11 protein-coding genes and 1 pseudogene are annotated in these 15,912 nt (G+C 39.8%); 1 reads left to right on the top strand and 11 read right to left on the bottom strand.

The window, feature by feature from the left end; genetic code table 11:
• The first annotated feature begins 79 nt into the window (after nucleotides 1–79).
• Nucleotides 80–784 (top strand): DUF975 family protein, encoded by a 705-nt coding sequence (locus ACFSR0_RS11105; protein ID WP_379982713.1) that lies wholly within the window; start codon nucleotides 80–82, stop codon nucleotides 782–784.
• 50 nt (nucleotides 785–834) lie between these two features.
• Here ACFSR0_RS11105 and ACFSR0_RS11100 read toward each other — a convergent pair whose 3' ends face one another.
• The 11 genes and pseudogenes from ACFSR0_RS11100 to ACFSR0_RS11050 form a co-directional block, all read right to left on the bottom strand.
• Nucleotides 835–3,465: a calcium-translocating P-type ATPase, PMCA-type gene (locus ACFSR0_RS11100; RefSeq protein WP_379982711.1), complete on the bottom strand. Its 2,631-nt coding sequence runs from the start codon at nucleotides 3,463–3,465 to the stop codon at nucleotides 835–837.
• Between the two features lie 180 nt (nucleotides 3,466–3,645).
• Nucleotides 3,646–4,677: a tRNA preQ1(34) S-adenosylmethionine ribosyltransferase-isomerase QueA gene (queA, locus tag ACFSR0_RS11095; RefSeq protein WP_379982709.1), complete on the bottom strand. Its 1,032-nt coding sequence runs from the start codon at nucleotides 4,675–4,677 to the stop codon at nucleotides 3,646–3,648.
• A 500-nt stretch (nucleotides 4,678–5,177) separates the two neighbouring features.
• Nucleotides 5,178–7,895 carry a YhgE/Pip family protein gene (locus ACFSR0_RS11090; RefSeq protein ID WP_379982707.1) on the bottom strand — a complete coding sequence of 906 codons (2,718 nt, stop codon included), beginning with the start codon at nucleotides 7,893–7,895 and terminating at the stop codon, nucleotides 5,178–5,180.
• Nucleotides 7,896–8,108: 213 nt separating this feature from the next.
• Entirely contained in the window at nucleotides 8,109–8,906 is a 798-nt protein-coding gene (proC, locus tag ACFSR0_RS11085; protein WP_379982705.1) for a pyrroline-5-carboxylate reductase, read from the bottom strand.
• A 3-nt stretch (nucleotides 8,907–8,909) separates the two neighbouring features.
• Nucleotides 8,910–9,221, bottom strand: a complete 312-nt coding sequence (locus ACFSR0_RS11080; protein WP_379982703.1) for a hypothetical protein — start codon at nucleotides 9,219–9,221, stop codon at nucleotides 8,910–8,912.
• Nucleotides 9,218–9,592: a type II toxin-antitoxin system PemK/MazF family toxin gene (locus ACFSR0_RS11075; RefSeq protein WP_379982701.1), complete on the bottom strand. Its 375-nt coding sequence runs from the start codon at nucleotides 9,590–9,592 to the stop codon at nucleotides 9,218–9,220. Before ACFSR0_RS11075 ends, ACFSR0_RS11080 begins: the two co-directional genes overlap by 4 nt.
• A 17-nt stretch (nucleotides 9,593–9,609) precedes the next feature.
• Nucleotides 9,610–10,722 carry an alanine racemase gene (gene alr, locus ACFSR0_RS11070; RefSeq protein WP_379982699.1) on the bottom strand — a complete coding sequence of 371 codons (1,113 nt, stop codon included), beginning with the start codon at nucleotides 10,720–10,722 and terminating at the stop codon, nucleotides 9,610–9,612.
• A gap of 16 nt (nucleotides 10,723–10,738) precedes the next feature.
• Nucleotides 10,739–11,092, bottom strand: coding sequence for a holo-ACP synthase (gene acpS, locus ACFSR0_RS11065; protein ID WP_379982697.1), 354 nt, complete (start codon nucleotides 11,090–11,092; stop codon nucleotides 10,739–10,741).
• A 159-nt stretch (nucleotides 11,093–11,251) separates the two neighbouring features.
• Nucleotides 11,252–12,820 (bottom strand): degradosome RNA helicase CshA, encoded by a 1,569-nt coding sequence (gene cshA / locus ACFSR0_RS11060; RefSeq protein ID WP_379982695.1) that lies wholly within the window; start codon nucleotides 12,818–12,820, stop codon nucleotides 11,252–11,254.
• 366 nt (nucleotides 12,821–13,186) lie between these two features.
• Nucleotides 13,187–14,209: an adenosine deaminase gene (gene add, locus ACFSR0_RS11055; protein ID WP_379982693.1), complete on the bottom strand. Its 1,023-nt coding sequence runs from the start codon at nucleotides 14,207–14,209 to the stop codon at nucleotides 13,187–13,189.
• A 432-nt stretch (nucleotides 14,210–14,641) separates the two neighbouring features.
• A pseudogene (locus ACFSR0_RS11050) lies at nucleotides 14,642–15,802 on the bottom strand (MATE family efflux transporter); the annotation flags it as partial.
• Between the last annotated feature and the right edge of the window lie 110 nt (nucleotides 15,803–15,912).

The following is a 15,912-nucleotide window of genomic DNA, read 5'->3' as shown; positions in this document are numbered from 1 at the left end:
CACACTTCTTCCAAACAACTTTGTAAGTTGTTTTCGTTGATGAATTTGTTATAATAATTACTATATTAGGAGGATAATTATGAAATCAAATCGTGAAATTAAAGAACAAGCCAAGGAATTGTTAGCAGGAAGATGGGGAAATGCGATTCTTTTGAATATTTTACCTACGTTATTATTTATTGGAATTTTTCTTGTCGTTGGTATTCCAATCATTCTATCCCTATCTCTGTTTTCGCAAGATGCTGCTACGACTGTTATGAATGGGATAAATTCAACAGATTCCGATCCGAATTATATTGTCTCATTAGGAGCAAATATTATCGGGACACTCTTCACCACCGCTGTAACTTGGACGTTTCTTGATGTATTAAGAGGAGAAAAACAACAAATCTCCCCTTTAACTGATGCTTTTCGAGCATTTAAATCACCTTTTTTATTGTCTATCATTGTCATTTGTGTTTTAATAACCATTTTTCAATCTCTATGGACGCTTCTATTTGTCATTCCTGGAATCATTAAAGGATACTCGTATTCACAATCTTACACTATTTACTATGACACCTATCACCATACAGGGGAACAATTAGGTTATCTGGATAGCATTACGGCGAGTCGTCGTCTAATGAATGGACACAAAATGCAATTATTTTTACTTGATTTAAGTTTTATCGGTTGGCATATTTTGTGTATCTTAACAGCTGGTATTGGTTATTTATGGCTAACACCATATATTGCGGCCAGTCATGCAGCTTTCTATGACAACTTACCAAAAGAAACGCTTTGACCTTCTAATGATGGTCAAAAAACAAGCTTGCACAAAGCAAGCTTGTTTTTTTATTCTTCTTCGTCTGGTAAACGATGGAACTTAATTAGCTCATTAATAGCAACTGGAATAATAGATAATACAATCGCCAGTAACCAGTGATTAAAGCTAATTCGTACCAAACTAAATAATTCTTGAGTAATCGGTAGAATCGCAATAACAGTCGTAATGACAATAGCTAAAATAGCCATTTCAAATAGTGATTTATTTGATTCAAGTTTTACTTTAAAAATTGAACGATCACTACGAACATTAAAGACATGGATAATTGAAGAGTATGCCAATACTAAAAAGGCGACAGTCTGACCTACTTCAGGGCTTGCTTGTACCCATGGACTAATCGAGTTTACAAATGTACCTAAGTAATAACCAATCAGGGTAACGACCGTAAAGATTGACGCATTCACACCAATTTTTTGCCATAAACCACGTGAAAAAATACTTTCACTTGGCGCAATCGGAGCTTCATGCATGATGCCTTTTTCAGCCGGTTCTTTCCCTAAGGCAAAACCTGGTAAGCCATCTGCCACCACGTTCACAAATAATAATTGAACAGCCGTAAATGGTGCGCCCCAACCGACTAACATAGCGATTAACACAATGAAGATTTCAGAAATATTACAACTCAAAAGGAAATTGACAGCTTTACGAATATTTTGATAGACGGTTCGTCCTTGTGCAATGGCATCGACAATTGTAGCAAAATTATCATCGGTTAAGACTATATCCGCTGCACCTTTGGCCACATCGGTCCCTGTAATCCCCATCGCACAGCCAACGTCACTTGCTTTGAGTGCAGGTGCATCATTCACTCCGTCACCAGTCATGGCGACTGTCGCTCCTGTTCGTTGCCATGCTTTAACAATGCGGATTTTGTCTTCAGGGGTCACACGAGCATAGACAGACAGTTGTTTGACTTTTGCGTCTAATTCTTTTTCAGACAATTCACGTAACTGAGCGCCGGTCATTGCTTCACTAGCCTTTGATAAAATACCTAGCTCTTTGGCAATCGCACTTGCTGTTACGACGTGATCACCGGTAATCATGACCGTCTTAACCCCCGCACGTTTGGCACGTGCAATCGCTCCTTTACTTTCAGGACGTGGCGGATCAATCATCCCTATCAATCCTAAAAGATGGAGATCTTTTTCAAGAAACGCTGATGTCAACTCAGTCGGCTCTTCATCAAATGTCCGGAAGCCGACTGCAATAACGCGTAAGGCTTTTTTCCCAAAGCGATCATTGACAACAGCGGCTTGCTCCACATCACCATAGCGGAAGCGTGGCAGCAAGACATCAAAGGCACCTTTGGTCACAGATAGATACTTCTTACCATGTTTGTGAATAGTTGTCATCATTTTCCGCTCTGAATCAAACGGGAGCTCTCCGATTCGGACATAGGATTCATCCAATTCTTTTTTAGTATGGTAATTTTCTTCTAATGAACGAACGATGGCTACCTCAGTCGGGTTCCCCTTGTAGCTTTTTTCATCGCCTGGTTCGATAATGACATCCGTACATAATGAGGCGAGCTTTAAGACTTCGATGGCTTCTTCCGTCATCGCATCTTCCGCGTCAACGACTTCATCACCATGGCGCCAAATACGACGGACAGTCATTTTGTTTTGCGTTAAAGTACCTGTTTTATCCGAACAGATAACACTCGCTGAACCAAGTGTTTCTACAGCTGGTAAACGGCGAATAATCGCATGCTTTTTGGCCATTTTTTGGACACCAAATGCCAATGCTAAAGTAACAATTACCATTAACGTTTCCGGAACTGCGGCTACTGCTAATGATACAGCAGTCATAAATAATTCTAAGACTGGTTCTTCTTGTAAATAACCAATCAAAAAGACAATGGCAGCAGCACCAATCGCCACAAAACTAATCCGTTTCCCTAATTGATTTAATCTTTTTTGCAAAGGTGTAGCCGTTTGTTTCGTATCATTTAATAAACTTGCTACTTTTCCCATCTCCGTCTGCATGCCCGTCGCTGTCACAATGGCTCGTCCTCGGCCATTAACGACCGTACACCCTTTAAACACCATATTCAGCTGATCGCCTAGATTCTCATCTTCCGTCGTAATAAAGTCGGCATTTTTTTCAACAGGTTCGCTTTCCCCGGTTAACGCAGACTCTTCAACACGCAGTTGGGAAGTTTGAGTTAACCGAGCATCAGCGACAATCATTGATCCATTTTCCAGAACAAGTATATCCCCAACGACGACTTCTTCTGCATCGATCTCAATGACGTGACCATCCCTTAAAACAGACGTGACTTGCTTATTCATATCTTGCAAGGCCGCGAGTGCTTTCTCTGCATTTCCTTCTTGAACAATCGCTAGGACAGAATTAATCACGACAATGGCGATAATTAACAAGCCTTCAAATAAATCCCCGTGTTCCGTCGATACCGCTGTATAAAAAGAAATTGCGGCGGCCACTAATAAAATAATCGTGGTAAAATCCGCTAAACTATGAAAAATCTTACTTACTAATGATTCACTGGGCGCTTGTTCAAATTGATTGCGTCCATTTTTTTGCAAACGTTGCTTCACCTCTTGTGATGTCAACCCATTCTCCATCGATGTCTGCTGATCTTTGGCGAGTTGTCTGTAATCTTTCTTGTATGCTTCCATTCCATTCCTCCTATTCGATTGACGTACAATTTAACTATAGCATGAATGTTTCATCGGATTCAAATCATACTGTTACGTAAAGCGAAATGTTTACGTTTTTTTATAAAATGGTGATTTTTTTTCTTTCATTACGAAAATACCGCCCACCTCGAAAAAATATGTCGAGATGCACGGTACTGTTTATTTTACAAACATGGCATCGCCAAAGCTAAAGAAACGATACTTCTCATCGATGGCATGTTGATACGCTTCCAAAACAAGTTCTCTACTTGCAAAGGCACTCACCAACATGACCAATGTTGATTTTGGCAAATGGAAATTTGTTGAGAAAGCATCGACAATTTTAAATTGATAGCCTGGTTTGATGAAAATATTCGTCCAACCACTATCTGCTTGAATTGCCCCATCAAATTTCGTACCGATGGTTTCCAAGGTCCGAATGGAAGTCGTACCCACAGCTACAATTTTCCCTCCTGCCTGTCGAACATCGTTTAATTCTTGAGCGGCTTCTTCGGTAAGACGATAGAATTCACTATGCATTTCGTGATCTGCAATATTTTCGACACTAACTGGACGAAATGTTCCTAAGCCGACATGCAAGGTTAAGTATACTAAATGAACCCCTTTGGCCTTGATTTGTTCTAGCAATTCTTTGGTGAAATGCAAACCTGCAGTTGGCGCAGCAGCGGAACCATTTTCTTTTGCATACACGGTTTGATACCGCTCTGGATCTTCCAAACGTTCTTTGATATACGGAGGCAGAGGCATTTCTCCAAGTGATTCCAAAATTTCTAAAAAGATGCCATCGTACACAAACCGGATCATCCGACCCCCATGATCCAGTTCTTCTTCTACGACTGCTTTTAGACGCCCATCGCCAAAGGTAATTTCTGTACCAACTCTTGCACGCTTGGCTGGCTTAATTAAGGTTTCCCAAGTATCACCATGGATATTATTTAAGAGCAGTATCTCTAAATGTGCACCGGTTTCCTCCTTCACGCCGTATAAACGAGCTGGAAGAACCCGCGTATTATTCATAACAAGTGCATCACCCGGATTGAGTTCATCAATAATTTCATAAAAGTGTTTGTCAGCCATTTCACCTGTTTCTCGATCTAAAACTAACAAGCGGGAACTTGCACGATCAGTAAGCGGTGTTTGAGCAATTAGTTCTTCTGGTAAATCAAAATCAAAATCTTCTGTTGTTAACATTTTTTTCACTCTCTTTTCTACAATTGCCATTCTATCTTATCATGTTTTGTCAGAATCGAGTAGAAGAATACCCTAAATTGATTATTCGTCTACTCATATCACCGCATGTATCGCTTCAACTTTACATCATGTGTACGGGGTTGATAAACAATCTAAATCATTCGATATAATAATTTTTAGGAGGATTGAATCCTCCTAAGTATCGTAAAAAGTACGGATATACTTGTTAAAGAGTCCAGAAAAACAGTCGCATCCCCAAACAAGAATGAATTAAAAATGAAAGAAGGAAATGAAAATAATTCCTTTATGCGGCTCATTAATAAAAAATAAGAAAAAATCAAAAGATGACCCCTGTTCAATACAGGAATCATCTTCCAGTTACTTAATCGCTTTTTCTATTGTGTCCTTGACATGGACACCATTTAATTTTCTTCTTCTTTTTTCGTTGCATTTCTCAAATACTCTCTACTGAATCAGAAAAATCATTATCTTTTCATTGTTTAGTGAAACAGATGACTTTGCTTCGCACGGTCACTAGTACGCTTTTGCAAATCAGTCACTTTAGGAAATAGATAAATACCGATTGCGGCAAAGCCGATAAACATACAGATCAAAAAGAACAAATCTTTCCATGCATTGGCCCAATAAATTCCACCCGCTGATTCTCTTAATAAGTTTACTGCATAGGTAAATGGCAACAGTGGGTTAATCATTTGGAAAAATTTTCCAGATACTTGAATTGGATAGTTTCCTCCGCCACCCGAGATAGACAGCACCAACAGAATAATCCCAATCCCCTTCCCGATATTGCCAAACATCGCGACGAGAACATAGATAATCATCATAAAGCTTAAAGCAACCAAAACAGCAAACACCACGCTCCAAACAGGTTGACGAACATCAACGCCAAGTAAGAAATAGTTTCCTAGCGTGACAATCAGCGCTTGGGCGACTGCCATTGTCAAGAATGTTAGCATTCGGGCAACGAATGTCTCACGTTTCGTATACAGGTGTTTTTGCTTTTCATTCAAATAATACCCAGTGGTGGCTACACTTGAAAAGAGCAACGCACCTACCCACAGACAAAGTGCCGTGTAGAATGGGGTACTAGCAGAACCATTGTTAGCAATCGGGAACATTGTGGTTGTTTTCAGATCAATTGGGTTCGTAAAGAAATCACTTTCTTTTTGAATATCTTGCTTCATCAATTGAATCAATTGTCCTAAATCAATGGTTTCTTCCCCTTTTCGAATGGCATCTGCCGCCTTATGAATCCCCGCTTGAATGGCGGGCCAATCATTTTTGATTAGATCATTTGCTAGATTCAATGCTTTCTCAACATCGGGGAATTTCTCATTCATCAATGTCAGCGTTGACGTCAAATCACTACGCACAGAAGGCCAATCACTTTTCATGAAGTTTGCTGCTAGCTGTAATTTTTCAGTAACGATTGGCAACTCATTTTGATACAAATCAACACCTTTATTAATTGCCGCAATGATTTGCTCCATATGACCATTTAAAAGTGCATTGGCATCGGACAGTTCCTGACGAATTGCTGGTAGTTGCGCTTGATATTTTTCCAATGTTCCAATCGCATTTTTAACCGTGTCATGTGTCGCATCAAGCAAGTTTTCCAAGGCGGTGTAATCAATTTGTTTCATCAACGTAGAAGCTGTGTTAAGTGTGTCAATCAATTCGTTCACGATTGAGGTGATTGTTTTCCCAATATTCAGCGCTTGTACCTCTCGAATCGTCGTTTGTATTTGTCCTGCTGCTTGATTGACCAACACAAGTAGTTCATCTAGCTGATCTTTTACTTGATCAAAATCGCCTTTTTCAGCTTGCCCTGCCAGAGTGGTCAGTTTTGTTGCCATATCGGTTGCCACTTGCTCTGCATTTTTCAGCTTTTGAATAACGCCATCAAACTCATTCGTACCTGTTGCTTGCTGCGAATTTTCTAATAAAGCAATCACAGTCTGAATCAAGGTCGCTTGTCTATTAAAACGAGCAGCTAAAACATTCAACAATTCTATTACGTGTTTCTTTTGCTCATCGGTCAGCTCATTTTCCGCCAGGAGTGCTTGAAGTTCGCCCGTAATCGTTTGAACGTCGCTTGTTCCTTGCAAAATAGCATCCAAAGTTGTATCAACTGAGGCAGTAATCGCTGGCAATGCGTCATGTAGGTTTTCAGCAAAGTCCTGCACTGCTACAGTTGTACTGGAGGCTTGGTCCCCTAATTTCACAATTTCTGGCCAAAGTGTTTGTACTTTTTCAATAACAGCTAGACCTTCTTTGGCCTCTGCGACACCTTGGTTCATGGTTTGCTCAACGGAGTCGAAATCATCATTTATTTCAGCCAATTGATTTCCTGCTGCTTGAAGTTCTGGAATTTTCTTCTGCAATGTTAAAATAACAGAGGCTTCTTGTTTTAATGCCGGCATTTTATCATTAAGTGTAACAATTTTTGCTCCTAAGGCATCGACCTCTGGTAAATAACTACTAAACTCATTGGCTTTAGCTAATTTTTCCTTCATTTCAGGTAACTTATCATGTAACTCGACCACTTGTTTTACATAGCCATTGATTTCTGCTGTGTGTTCATCTGCTGTTAAAATAAGATTCTTTACTTTATTGATGGAAACAAGGTTTGTTTCAATATCATATCCTACCTCCTTTAATGCACTAAAAAGGGTGGTGGTTGCAGCACTAATGAAATTTTCACTGACTTGCTCCTTGAGGCTTTGCGCTCCTTTATCGGTGATTTTAGGTGCAATGGCATTGATTTTCTCATTGAAGTAATAATCAATTTGAGGCTTTTTGATTTCCCCTTTCGTAAAACTGATTAAGTCCTCCGAAAATTCTTTGGGAATATAGATGCCGGCATAATATTTACCTGACTTCACGCCCTCAGTTACATCCTTCTTTGAATCAACAAAGCGCCAACCTAATTGGTCATTTTTCTTTAATTTTGCCAAAACATCCTCGCCGACCTCAATGTTTTTCCCTTTTAAAGTGGCACCAACATCATCACTATAGATAGCAATTGGAATGGCTCCAGTATTTCCATAGGGATCCCATAGTGCCTTGATATTAAACCATGCATAAAGCGACGGCAAAATCATCAAAGCGACAATTAAAAACGTTGCGAGCGGAATTTTGTAAATTCGTTGCCAGTCAAGCTTATACAAGTACAAAATATTTGTTAATTTTTCCATTCATTCACCTTCTTTTAAACTCAGTTGTTTCATTCATATTCGTTAGTCTCTACATTGCTTTTACTCTTCACCTTTTGGATAAAAAACTATCCAATGAGTCAGAATGTTTCTTGTTACTAATTTATCGTAAAAACAGATGTTTCGTGACAATTAGTAGCAAGTCTTCTTTTCATTGGATGATTTTTTCTCTATAAAAGACTTTGCATTGGTTTATTAGGACATATCTGAATTTTTTTGGGCAGCGGTTCGAACGGCACGAATAGCGGCTGCTCGAAATTGACTTTCTTCTAGGGCTTGGACAGCAGCAATGGTCGTACCACCAGGAGAGCAGACCATATCTTTCAGTTCACCTGGATGTTTGCCCGTCTCCAATACCATTTTAGCAGAGCCTAGCACTGTTTGTGCAGCAAATTCATAGGCTTGTTTACGGGGCATCCCTTCGGCAACTGCACCATCTGCTAAGGCTTCGATAAATAAAAAAACATAAGCTGGTGCTGAACCACTAACTCCCACGACCGCATTCATCAATGATTCGGGTACGACTTCTGATTTGCCAAAACTATCTAAAATAGTCGCAACTTCCTGTAAATCCTCTGCGGTCACTTCGACTGAAGGGGAAATGCTACTCATCCCTTCTCCGACCATGGCAGGTGTATTTGGCATGACTCGAATGACTGGATTTTCAATCACTGCTTGGATTTGCGCAATAGTCACGCCTGCTGCGATGGACACAATGAGTTGGGATTGGGTCAGATAAGGTTGCATTTTTTGAATGATTTGCGGAACAATGGGTGGTTTCACCGCTAAAATGATGATCTCTACCTTTTTTAAAAAGGTTTCGATGTCCAACTGTGGTGTTACCTGATAGGTATGAACAACTTTTTCTAGCGTTGGTGCGTACCGATGATTATAGACATAAAGTTCTTCTGGTTTACACAACTGTGCATTGAGAATTCCTTGAATCATTGCCTGCGCCATATTACCGGCACCAATAAATCCAATTTTTTTCATCTGCTATCCCTCCGATTCAGAAAATGATTGCACCTTTGTTTCCTTGCAAATTAAATACCCGCGTTGAGGAGGCTTCATTTGCGCATACTGTTGAAAACTTAGTGCCAAATCCCATTCTTGATTTGTCTGTTGAAATACACCAAAATACAAACTATTTCCTTTTCCATCTTCTTTTTTATACACACGTACAAGCAAACAGTACCCGATCACTGTTTCTTGCCGTTTTTTCTTGAGTTGCCAATATTTTTTTAAGAGAAAAAAAACAAACAAACAGGCAATACCGGTGAGCAGCCAGTAACTAAATTGTTGATTCATTTTGGCAATAATCCATTTTCTGATACTTTAATGTCAATCCCCACACTGACTTTAATGGCTTGCTCCACTTCCATCATTTTCTCTTCATCAATTCGATAGATTTTGTCTTTCAATCTTGATTTATCAATTGTTCGAATTTGTTCTGTCAATATTACCGAATCCCGCTCCAACCCCAATTTAGAGGCAGGAATTGGGATATGAGTAGGCAATTTAGGCTTGGATATCTTAGCCGTAATCGCTACAACAATCACGGTTGGACTGAAATGATTCCCTAAATTGTTCTGTACTATCAAGACCGGTCGAATCCCCCCTTGTTCTGAACCAACAACTGGAGATAAGTCAGCAAAATAAACATCTCCCCGTCTTATCATAAGTTTCCCCCTATTTTTTACTCATACACTCTTGGTACACGCTCTGAAAATAAACAGGCTACTTCATAATGAATTGTACCAATATAACTTGCCATGTCTTGGAGTGTAATTTGATTTTGACCGTCAACTCCGACCAACGTAACACGCGTTCCTACTGGCATTTCATGTGGTAGCCGGACCATCAATTGATCCATACACACCCGACCTACTATTTTACAAAATTCACCCTCAATTAATACATGGAATCCCTGTAATTTGCGAACGTAGCCATCTGCATAACCAATGGGAATCGTTCCTATCCATTCATCGGCAGTCGTTTCATACGTATGTCCATAGCCGACACCTGAACCAACTGGTAGTTTTTTTACTTGCATAAGTTTGGATGATAACGATAAGGCTGGCACTAGTGGATAGGCTGGATCTAACGCATCCGAAGAAGGATTTAATCCATACATCGCTACACCATAACGAACCATATTTCCTAAAGGTTCATGCCAGATAAGGGTTGCACTATTTGTCACATGAACATATCGCGGTTGTTCAGGTAACGTTTCAATCATCGCAAAAAATTTTTCTTTCTGCTCCAACCAATAGGATGTATCGGCTTGATCTGCTGTTGCAAAATGCGTAAAAATCCCTTCAAATAGAAAAGCAGGTGCTTGCAAGCGCTGATAAGCATGATGAAGTTCGGCACTCGTCAAAAATCCGATCCTTCCCATTCCTGTATCCAATGCTACATGGACAGCCACTGGTTGCTTCCAAGGATTTCTTTGGTATTCCTGTATAGCCAAGTCTAGCCATTCTGTTGTTGCGACTGGAATAGACAGCTGATATTCGCTGACGACTGGCAAAGTAGACACTTCCACTAAACCAAGAACCAAAATTGGCAAAGTAATGCCCGCTTCTCTCAATTCAATGCCTTCATCAATCGTCGCAACACAAAAGCCGTCAACCCCTTCGTCTTCGGCTATTTTTGCTATCTGAACGGCTCCATGGCCATAACCATTTGCCTTTACGACCGCGAACAATGCTTGATTTTTGGAAATACGTTGGCTAACTGTACGTAAATTTTTTCGAATAGCCCGTGTGTCAATGGTAATTTTAGTTGGACGATATATGGATTTCACCATACTCGATACCTTCTTTCTATTCTTCTAAAATGATTTGGGCAAAAATAGTCGTTTGCGTATGGGTAATACTCACATGGACACAACCAGATTGAAAAGGTGAATTCGTGACAATTGGTGCACCTAATTCATTGGTCAACACTTCAATTTCTTGAAATCCTACCTTCCCTATTCCTGTGCCCCAAGCCTTTGAAAATGCTTCTTTGCAAGCAAATCTCCCTCCCAAAAACTCTACTTGGCGGTGAAACGACAATTGCTCATAATAAGCCAGTTCGTTTGAAGTTAATATTCTTGCCGCAAACCGGGGCTTTTCTTTTACAATCTGAGCGATACGTTCTTTTTCGACTGCGTCAATGCCCACTCCTTTTATCATATAATCAACTACCCTTTCCTTGGTTAGTCTTATTCTACCCAAAAAGAGTCAGAAAATACAGAGGAATTTCCTTCTTTACGGGAATTCTTAACCAGTAATGAAAAAAAGAAACCATTGAAAGTCACTTCTTATCAAAGTGTCCTTCAATGGTTAGGTTAATTAGTCTTGATTAGAACGGATGACAAAATTGCGTTTGGCATCTTTCGAACGACGGCTTTTCTTGTAGCCATCTTCCCGGCTATTATTTGCTGGTTTGCGATTACGGCTACCGCCATTTTCGCCATCACGACTGCCGCGATTGTCTCGACTATCGCGACCACCTCGGCTGTCGCGTCGACGGCTATTATTATTGTTTCTACGATTACCGCTATTTCCGCCACCACGGTTACCAAAATTCTTTTTACCTTGTGGTAATGGTCTTTCAGGAGTAATTTTTACTGGAACTAAGTCAGTTGGGTCTTTGGCCAATGTTTTCACCAACAAAGCGGCCAAATCTTGTGCAGAGTAGCGTTCAAGTAAGTCATCTGCGGCAGTTAAGTAACGATCCAACCCATTTTCATCCATTTTGTTTTCGATTTCTTCCAAAGCAGCACCAAGTTGGCCCTTAAATGCTTCTTTTTCGGTTGGTGGACGCAATGGTGTCATGCGTTTTTTCGTTAAGTTTTCAATGGTATGAAGGTAACTCATTTCATTCGGTGTAACGAATGTAACAGACATACCACCTTTTCCTGCTCTACCTGTACGTCCAATACGGTGAACATAGCTTTCTGGATCTTGTGGAATATCATAATTGTATACATGTGTGACGCCAGAAATATCTAGTCCTCTGGCTGCAACATCTGTCGCAACTAGGATGTCCAAATTACCATTTTTGAAGTTACGTAAAACACTCATCCGTTTTTGTTGGGACAAATCGCCATGGATGCCTTCTGCTTTATAGCCACGTGTTTCCAAACCACGAGCCAATTCGTCTACCCGACGTTTTGTACGCCCAAATACAATGGTCAACTCTGGCGATTGCACGTCCAATAATCGCGTCATAATATCAAACTTTTCATAATCTTTTGAACGAACGTAAAATTGATCAATTAAATCTGCTGTCATTTCTTTGGTCTTAATCTTCACGTGTTCTGGATTTTGCATAAACTTCACGCCAATATTCTTAATAGCGGCAGGCATAGTAGCTGAAAACAGCAAGGTTTGACGTGTTGCAGGGACTTTTGAAATGATTGCTTCAATGTCTTCTAAGAAGCCCATATTTAACATTTCATCTGCTTCATCCAATACTAATGTCTCAACCGTTTCTAATTTTAGGGTGTGACGATTAATGTGGTCTAACATTCGTCCTGGTGTTCCAACGACAATGTGTGGACGATCTTTTAATTGACGAACTTGTCGACTAATGTCTGCTCCGCCATAAACCGCCATTACACGAACTTTTTTGTCTTTTCCTAAACGATACAATTCTTCTTGTGTTTGGATAGCTAATTCACGAGTAGGTGAAATAACCAAGCCTTGAAGATGAGAATTGCTTGTGTCAATTTTTTCTAACATTGGTAAGCCAAACGCCGCCGTCTTACCGGTACCGGTTTGAGCTTGACCGATGACATCTCTTCCTGCTAATGCAAGAGGAATTGTTTCAGCTTGAATTGGCGTTGCTTCCTCAAATCCTGAGCGTTCAACCGCCTTTAACAATTCTGGTGAAAGTTCTAGTTCTTTAAATTTCAAATGAATCCTCCTATTATTTCCTCATACAGCTCTCCTGTATGGTCCCTCTGCTCTTTATTTCAGCGGGCATTTATTCAGTCGTTGAGGTGTTCGTAGCTTTCTTCCACCATTGTCCCATCATGGCAGATTCACACCGAAAAACCACCCCTTGAAGGCATTAGAAAAGGCTAGGACAAAATTGTACAGCCTTTCGTCTCAGCCTAGCTTTGAATATACAGTAGAAGTTTTTTTCTACTAGCTATCTATTAGTTCCTTATTGAAAAGGGTCAATCCGTTTCTAAATGAATACTTCATCTTTCGGCACATAAGCCATTGTATCATAGCTTGAAAATTTCATCAAGTTTACAGCCTTTTCATTTCACAAGTTCATTTCTCGTATTCCATGCTTGCCATTTCCTTCAGAATTTTTTCTTTAACCTCTCGTGGTGCAAAAGAATAGTGCATTGCATTTTGATTCATTTGGATAACTTCTGACCAAGTCAAATGATGGGCTTGGTAAATCTGCCAATACTCATTGGTTAATGTGGTATGTGATACCGTTCGATTGTCTGTATTTAGACAGACAATCATCCCTTGTTTCAACCACTCCCTAATTGGATAATCTTGATAGTCCATTATCGCCTTTGTCTGAATGTTACTCGTTGGGCACCCTTCAATACAAATAGCCCGGTCCGCACATACGCGCTGGGCTTCATCGTCTCCTTTTAGAGCAATGCCATGACCAATCCGCTTTGTGCCAAATGCGATTGCTTGGTAGATATTAGCCACACAACCACATTCGCCAGCGTGCAAGGTAAAAGGAATCGTTTTGTCTTCGATTTGAACAAGAAGCTCTTCTCTCATTTGTTCTAAATAACCATCTTCTTCAGGACCTGCTAAATCCAATCCCACTACTTTCGGTTCTTGAATAGCAAGGCTCTCACGGAATACCTGAGCAATCGCTGCGCTATCTTCTTGTCTCATACCAATAATCAAAACCGTGCCATAGATAGAATATTGGGTTTCTGCCAAAGCAATTCCTTGGGCGACTGCCTGAATTGTTTCTGCCACGGTCAATCCTTGCTGCATCGAAAGACTTGGTGCAAATCGAATTTCAATGTAACGAACACCATCTAGGGCTGCTTGTTCCATGACATCAAAGGCTGCCATCTGTAACGCTTCGTTTGTTTGCAAATAGGGCAAGACAAAATCAAAACAATGTAGATATTCTTCTAAATTATGACAGTTTTTGGGTGCTTGCATTTTTTGACGGACGACCTCCGTATCTGAAGAAATAGGCAGCTGTTGCTTTTGCGCAATGGCTTGCAACGTTTCTGGTCGAATAGAACCATCCAAATGACAATGTAATTCTGCTTTAGGGAATTGTTTAAGCGATTGATAAGATATCATGCGAGCCTCCTGAAAAAGTATATTGTTCGCATTATAGCGATAATTTTATCGCTAGTAAAGATGGAAATAAAAAAAAGTGGAAATTGATCACATTTAAGAACCAAAGTTGTTCGCAATGAAACTCCATTCGATGAAAAAGTAGATTCACTGTCCAATCAAAGGAAGAAATCATCTAGCTTCTAAAAAAAAGCGAAAAAGGCCTCCTTAAATTGAAGGCGACCTCTTCGCTCTACTTCTTTTGACCCATTGACCACAAAAAATCAGTACAAACTAATTTAGACTCCTTGAATACAAACTATTCTTATCTGAAAACCAATCATTTGTCTGCACTTCCCGATTTTTTTCAATTGGGAAAAAACTTGAATTTCACTAAAGAACATGCTCTCTTTTATTAACGAAAATTTTTCACACAAAATTATGACTTCGTTCTGACTACTTGGTCACTTTTGAATTTTTCATGTGTCCCCTAAACACCCACGTGAAGAATAGACCCAAAATGAAAAAATTAAGCCCATACATACCATATAATAGCGGAAAAGATAACACATCCAATTGCCATAATACGAAAATAACAAACATAATCATCATATTGCAACTAGCGGTTAGTCCGAGGACAAGCGAACTTAATTCCAAACTTTGCAAAAGGTCCTTTGCTATCTCATACAAAGGAGTCACTGCCATCACTAAAAACATGAGTGGTAACATACTTGGCATTAGCTGAAAAATAGCTTGGTCATTCGTAAATAAGTGAAAAAAGGAGTCTCTACAGATCCAAATTGACACTGTAATTCCGCCATACGCGAGCAGTGAGGAAAGAAATGTGATTTGACCGACTCGAAGGATATCCTGATCATTCTTTTCGCCATTTGATTGACTTGCAAAAACCGTTACTGCATTCCCATACATTAACGTAGGCAATTTGGCCATCATCAAACCTTGATTGATGATGGCATATGTTGCTGAAATTGTTAGTCCTAAATGAGTAACGACACCTTCAAAAGCAATGATAAAAATGACCCCTTCAAAGCACTCTTGCAACATCAAAGGAATGGATTTTATGAATAAAAATTTCAGCTTAGTTGGTCGATACTTTAGGCTACGCCACACTAAATTTTTCAAAAGTAACAAATAAAGAAGAACCATCACAATTAATGAAAGCATACTAGCAATGCCACTGCCAAGGACACCCATGGGTGGAATCGGTCCCTTGCCATTGATCAAGACGTAACTTAGAGATGCTTGGAGGAGTGCACAAAAGACTGAGATAGAAAATATTTTGTTTGTTTTCTTTTCAATTTTCAGCAGATTGGTAAAAACAAAAATTAATAAAGTGACCAAAATATAAGGTGACATGATGAATGTATAGGTGGTAGCAATGACTAGTGTCTCACCATGGAACCCATAAATACCTTTTATTATTGGTCGACCGAAGAAAAGGAGAACTAGCATGAAGAAGGCACCAATAGTGATACTTAAGTAGAAAATTGAGGCGATATAACTACCAAGTTTTTGTTGGTCCTTTTCTCCCAACGCTTTTGCACCATAAATATTAAAGGCTAAACTAATTGCGCCTAAAACGCCCCCGAAAGAATAAAGAAAATTCTGAACCTCCCACGACTTAAGTTGCGGGGTTCTGAGTCCTTACGGACTTAAAACCCTTTGACCCAAATGTAGTTTCTTCTTGCCTGAGATACGGGATACCG

The organism is Enterococcus camelliae (assembly GCF_042685105.1).
Taxonomy (GTDB): Bacteria; Bacillota; Bacilli; order Lactobacillales; family Enterococcaceae; genus Enterococcus_G; species Enterococcus_G camelliae.
The sequence above is the reverse complement of the archived record's forward strand: the minus strand, read 5'-3'. Positions and strand labels throughout refer to the sequence as shown.

Excerpts from the sequence above, each read along its gene's own strand:
- ACFSR0_RS11100 (WP_379982711.1), bottom strand. The coding sequence starts at position 3,465 with ATGGAAGCATACAAGAAAGATTACAGACAACTCGCCAAAGATCAGCAG.
- proC (WP_379982705.1), bottom strand. The coding sequence starts at position 8,906 with ATGAAAAAAATTGGATTTATTGGTGCCGGTAATATGGCGCAGGCAATG.
- alr (WP_379982699.1), bottom strand. The coding sequence starts at position 10,722 with ATGGTGAAATCCATATATCGTCCAACTAAAATTACCATTGACACACGG.
- queA (WP_379982709.1), bottom strand. The coding sequence starts at position 4,677 with ATGTTAACAACAGAAGATTTTGATTTTGATTTACCAGAAGAACTAATT.
- ACFSR0_RS11090 (WP_379982707.1), bottom strand. The coding sequence starts at position 7,895 with ATGGAAAAATTAACAAATATTTTGTACTTGTATAAGCTTGACTGGCAA.
- ACFSR0_RS11075 (WP_379982701.1), bottom strand. The coding sequence starts at position 9,592 with ATGATAAGACGGGGAGATGTTTATTTTGCTGACTTATCTCCAGTTGTT.
- acpS (WP_379982697.1), bottom strand. The coding sequence starts at position 11,092 with ATGATAAAAGGAGTGGGCATTGACGCAGTCGAAAAAGAACGTATCGCT.
- ACFSR0_RS11080 (WP_379982703.1), bottom strand. The coding sequence starts at position 9,221 with ATGAATCAACAATTTAGTTACTGGCTGCTCACCGGTATTGCCTGTTTG.
- add (WP_379982693.1), bottom strand. The coding sequence starts at position 14,209 with ATGATATCTTATCAATCGCTTAAACAATTCCCTAAAGCAGAATTACAT.
- ACFSR0_RS11105 (WP_379982713.1), top strand. The coding sequence starts at position 80 with ATGAAATCAAATCGTGAAATTAAAGAACAAGCCAAGGAATTGTTAGCA.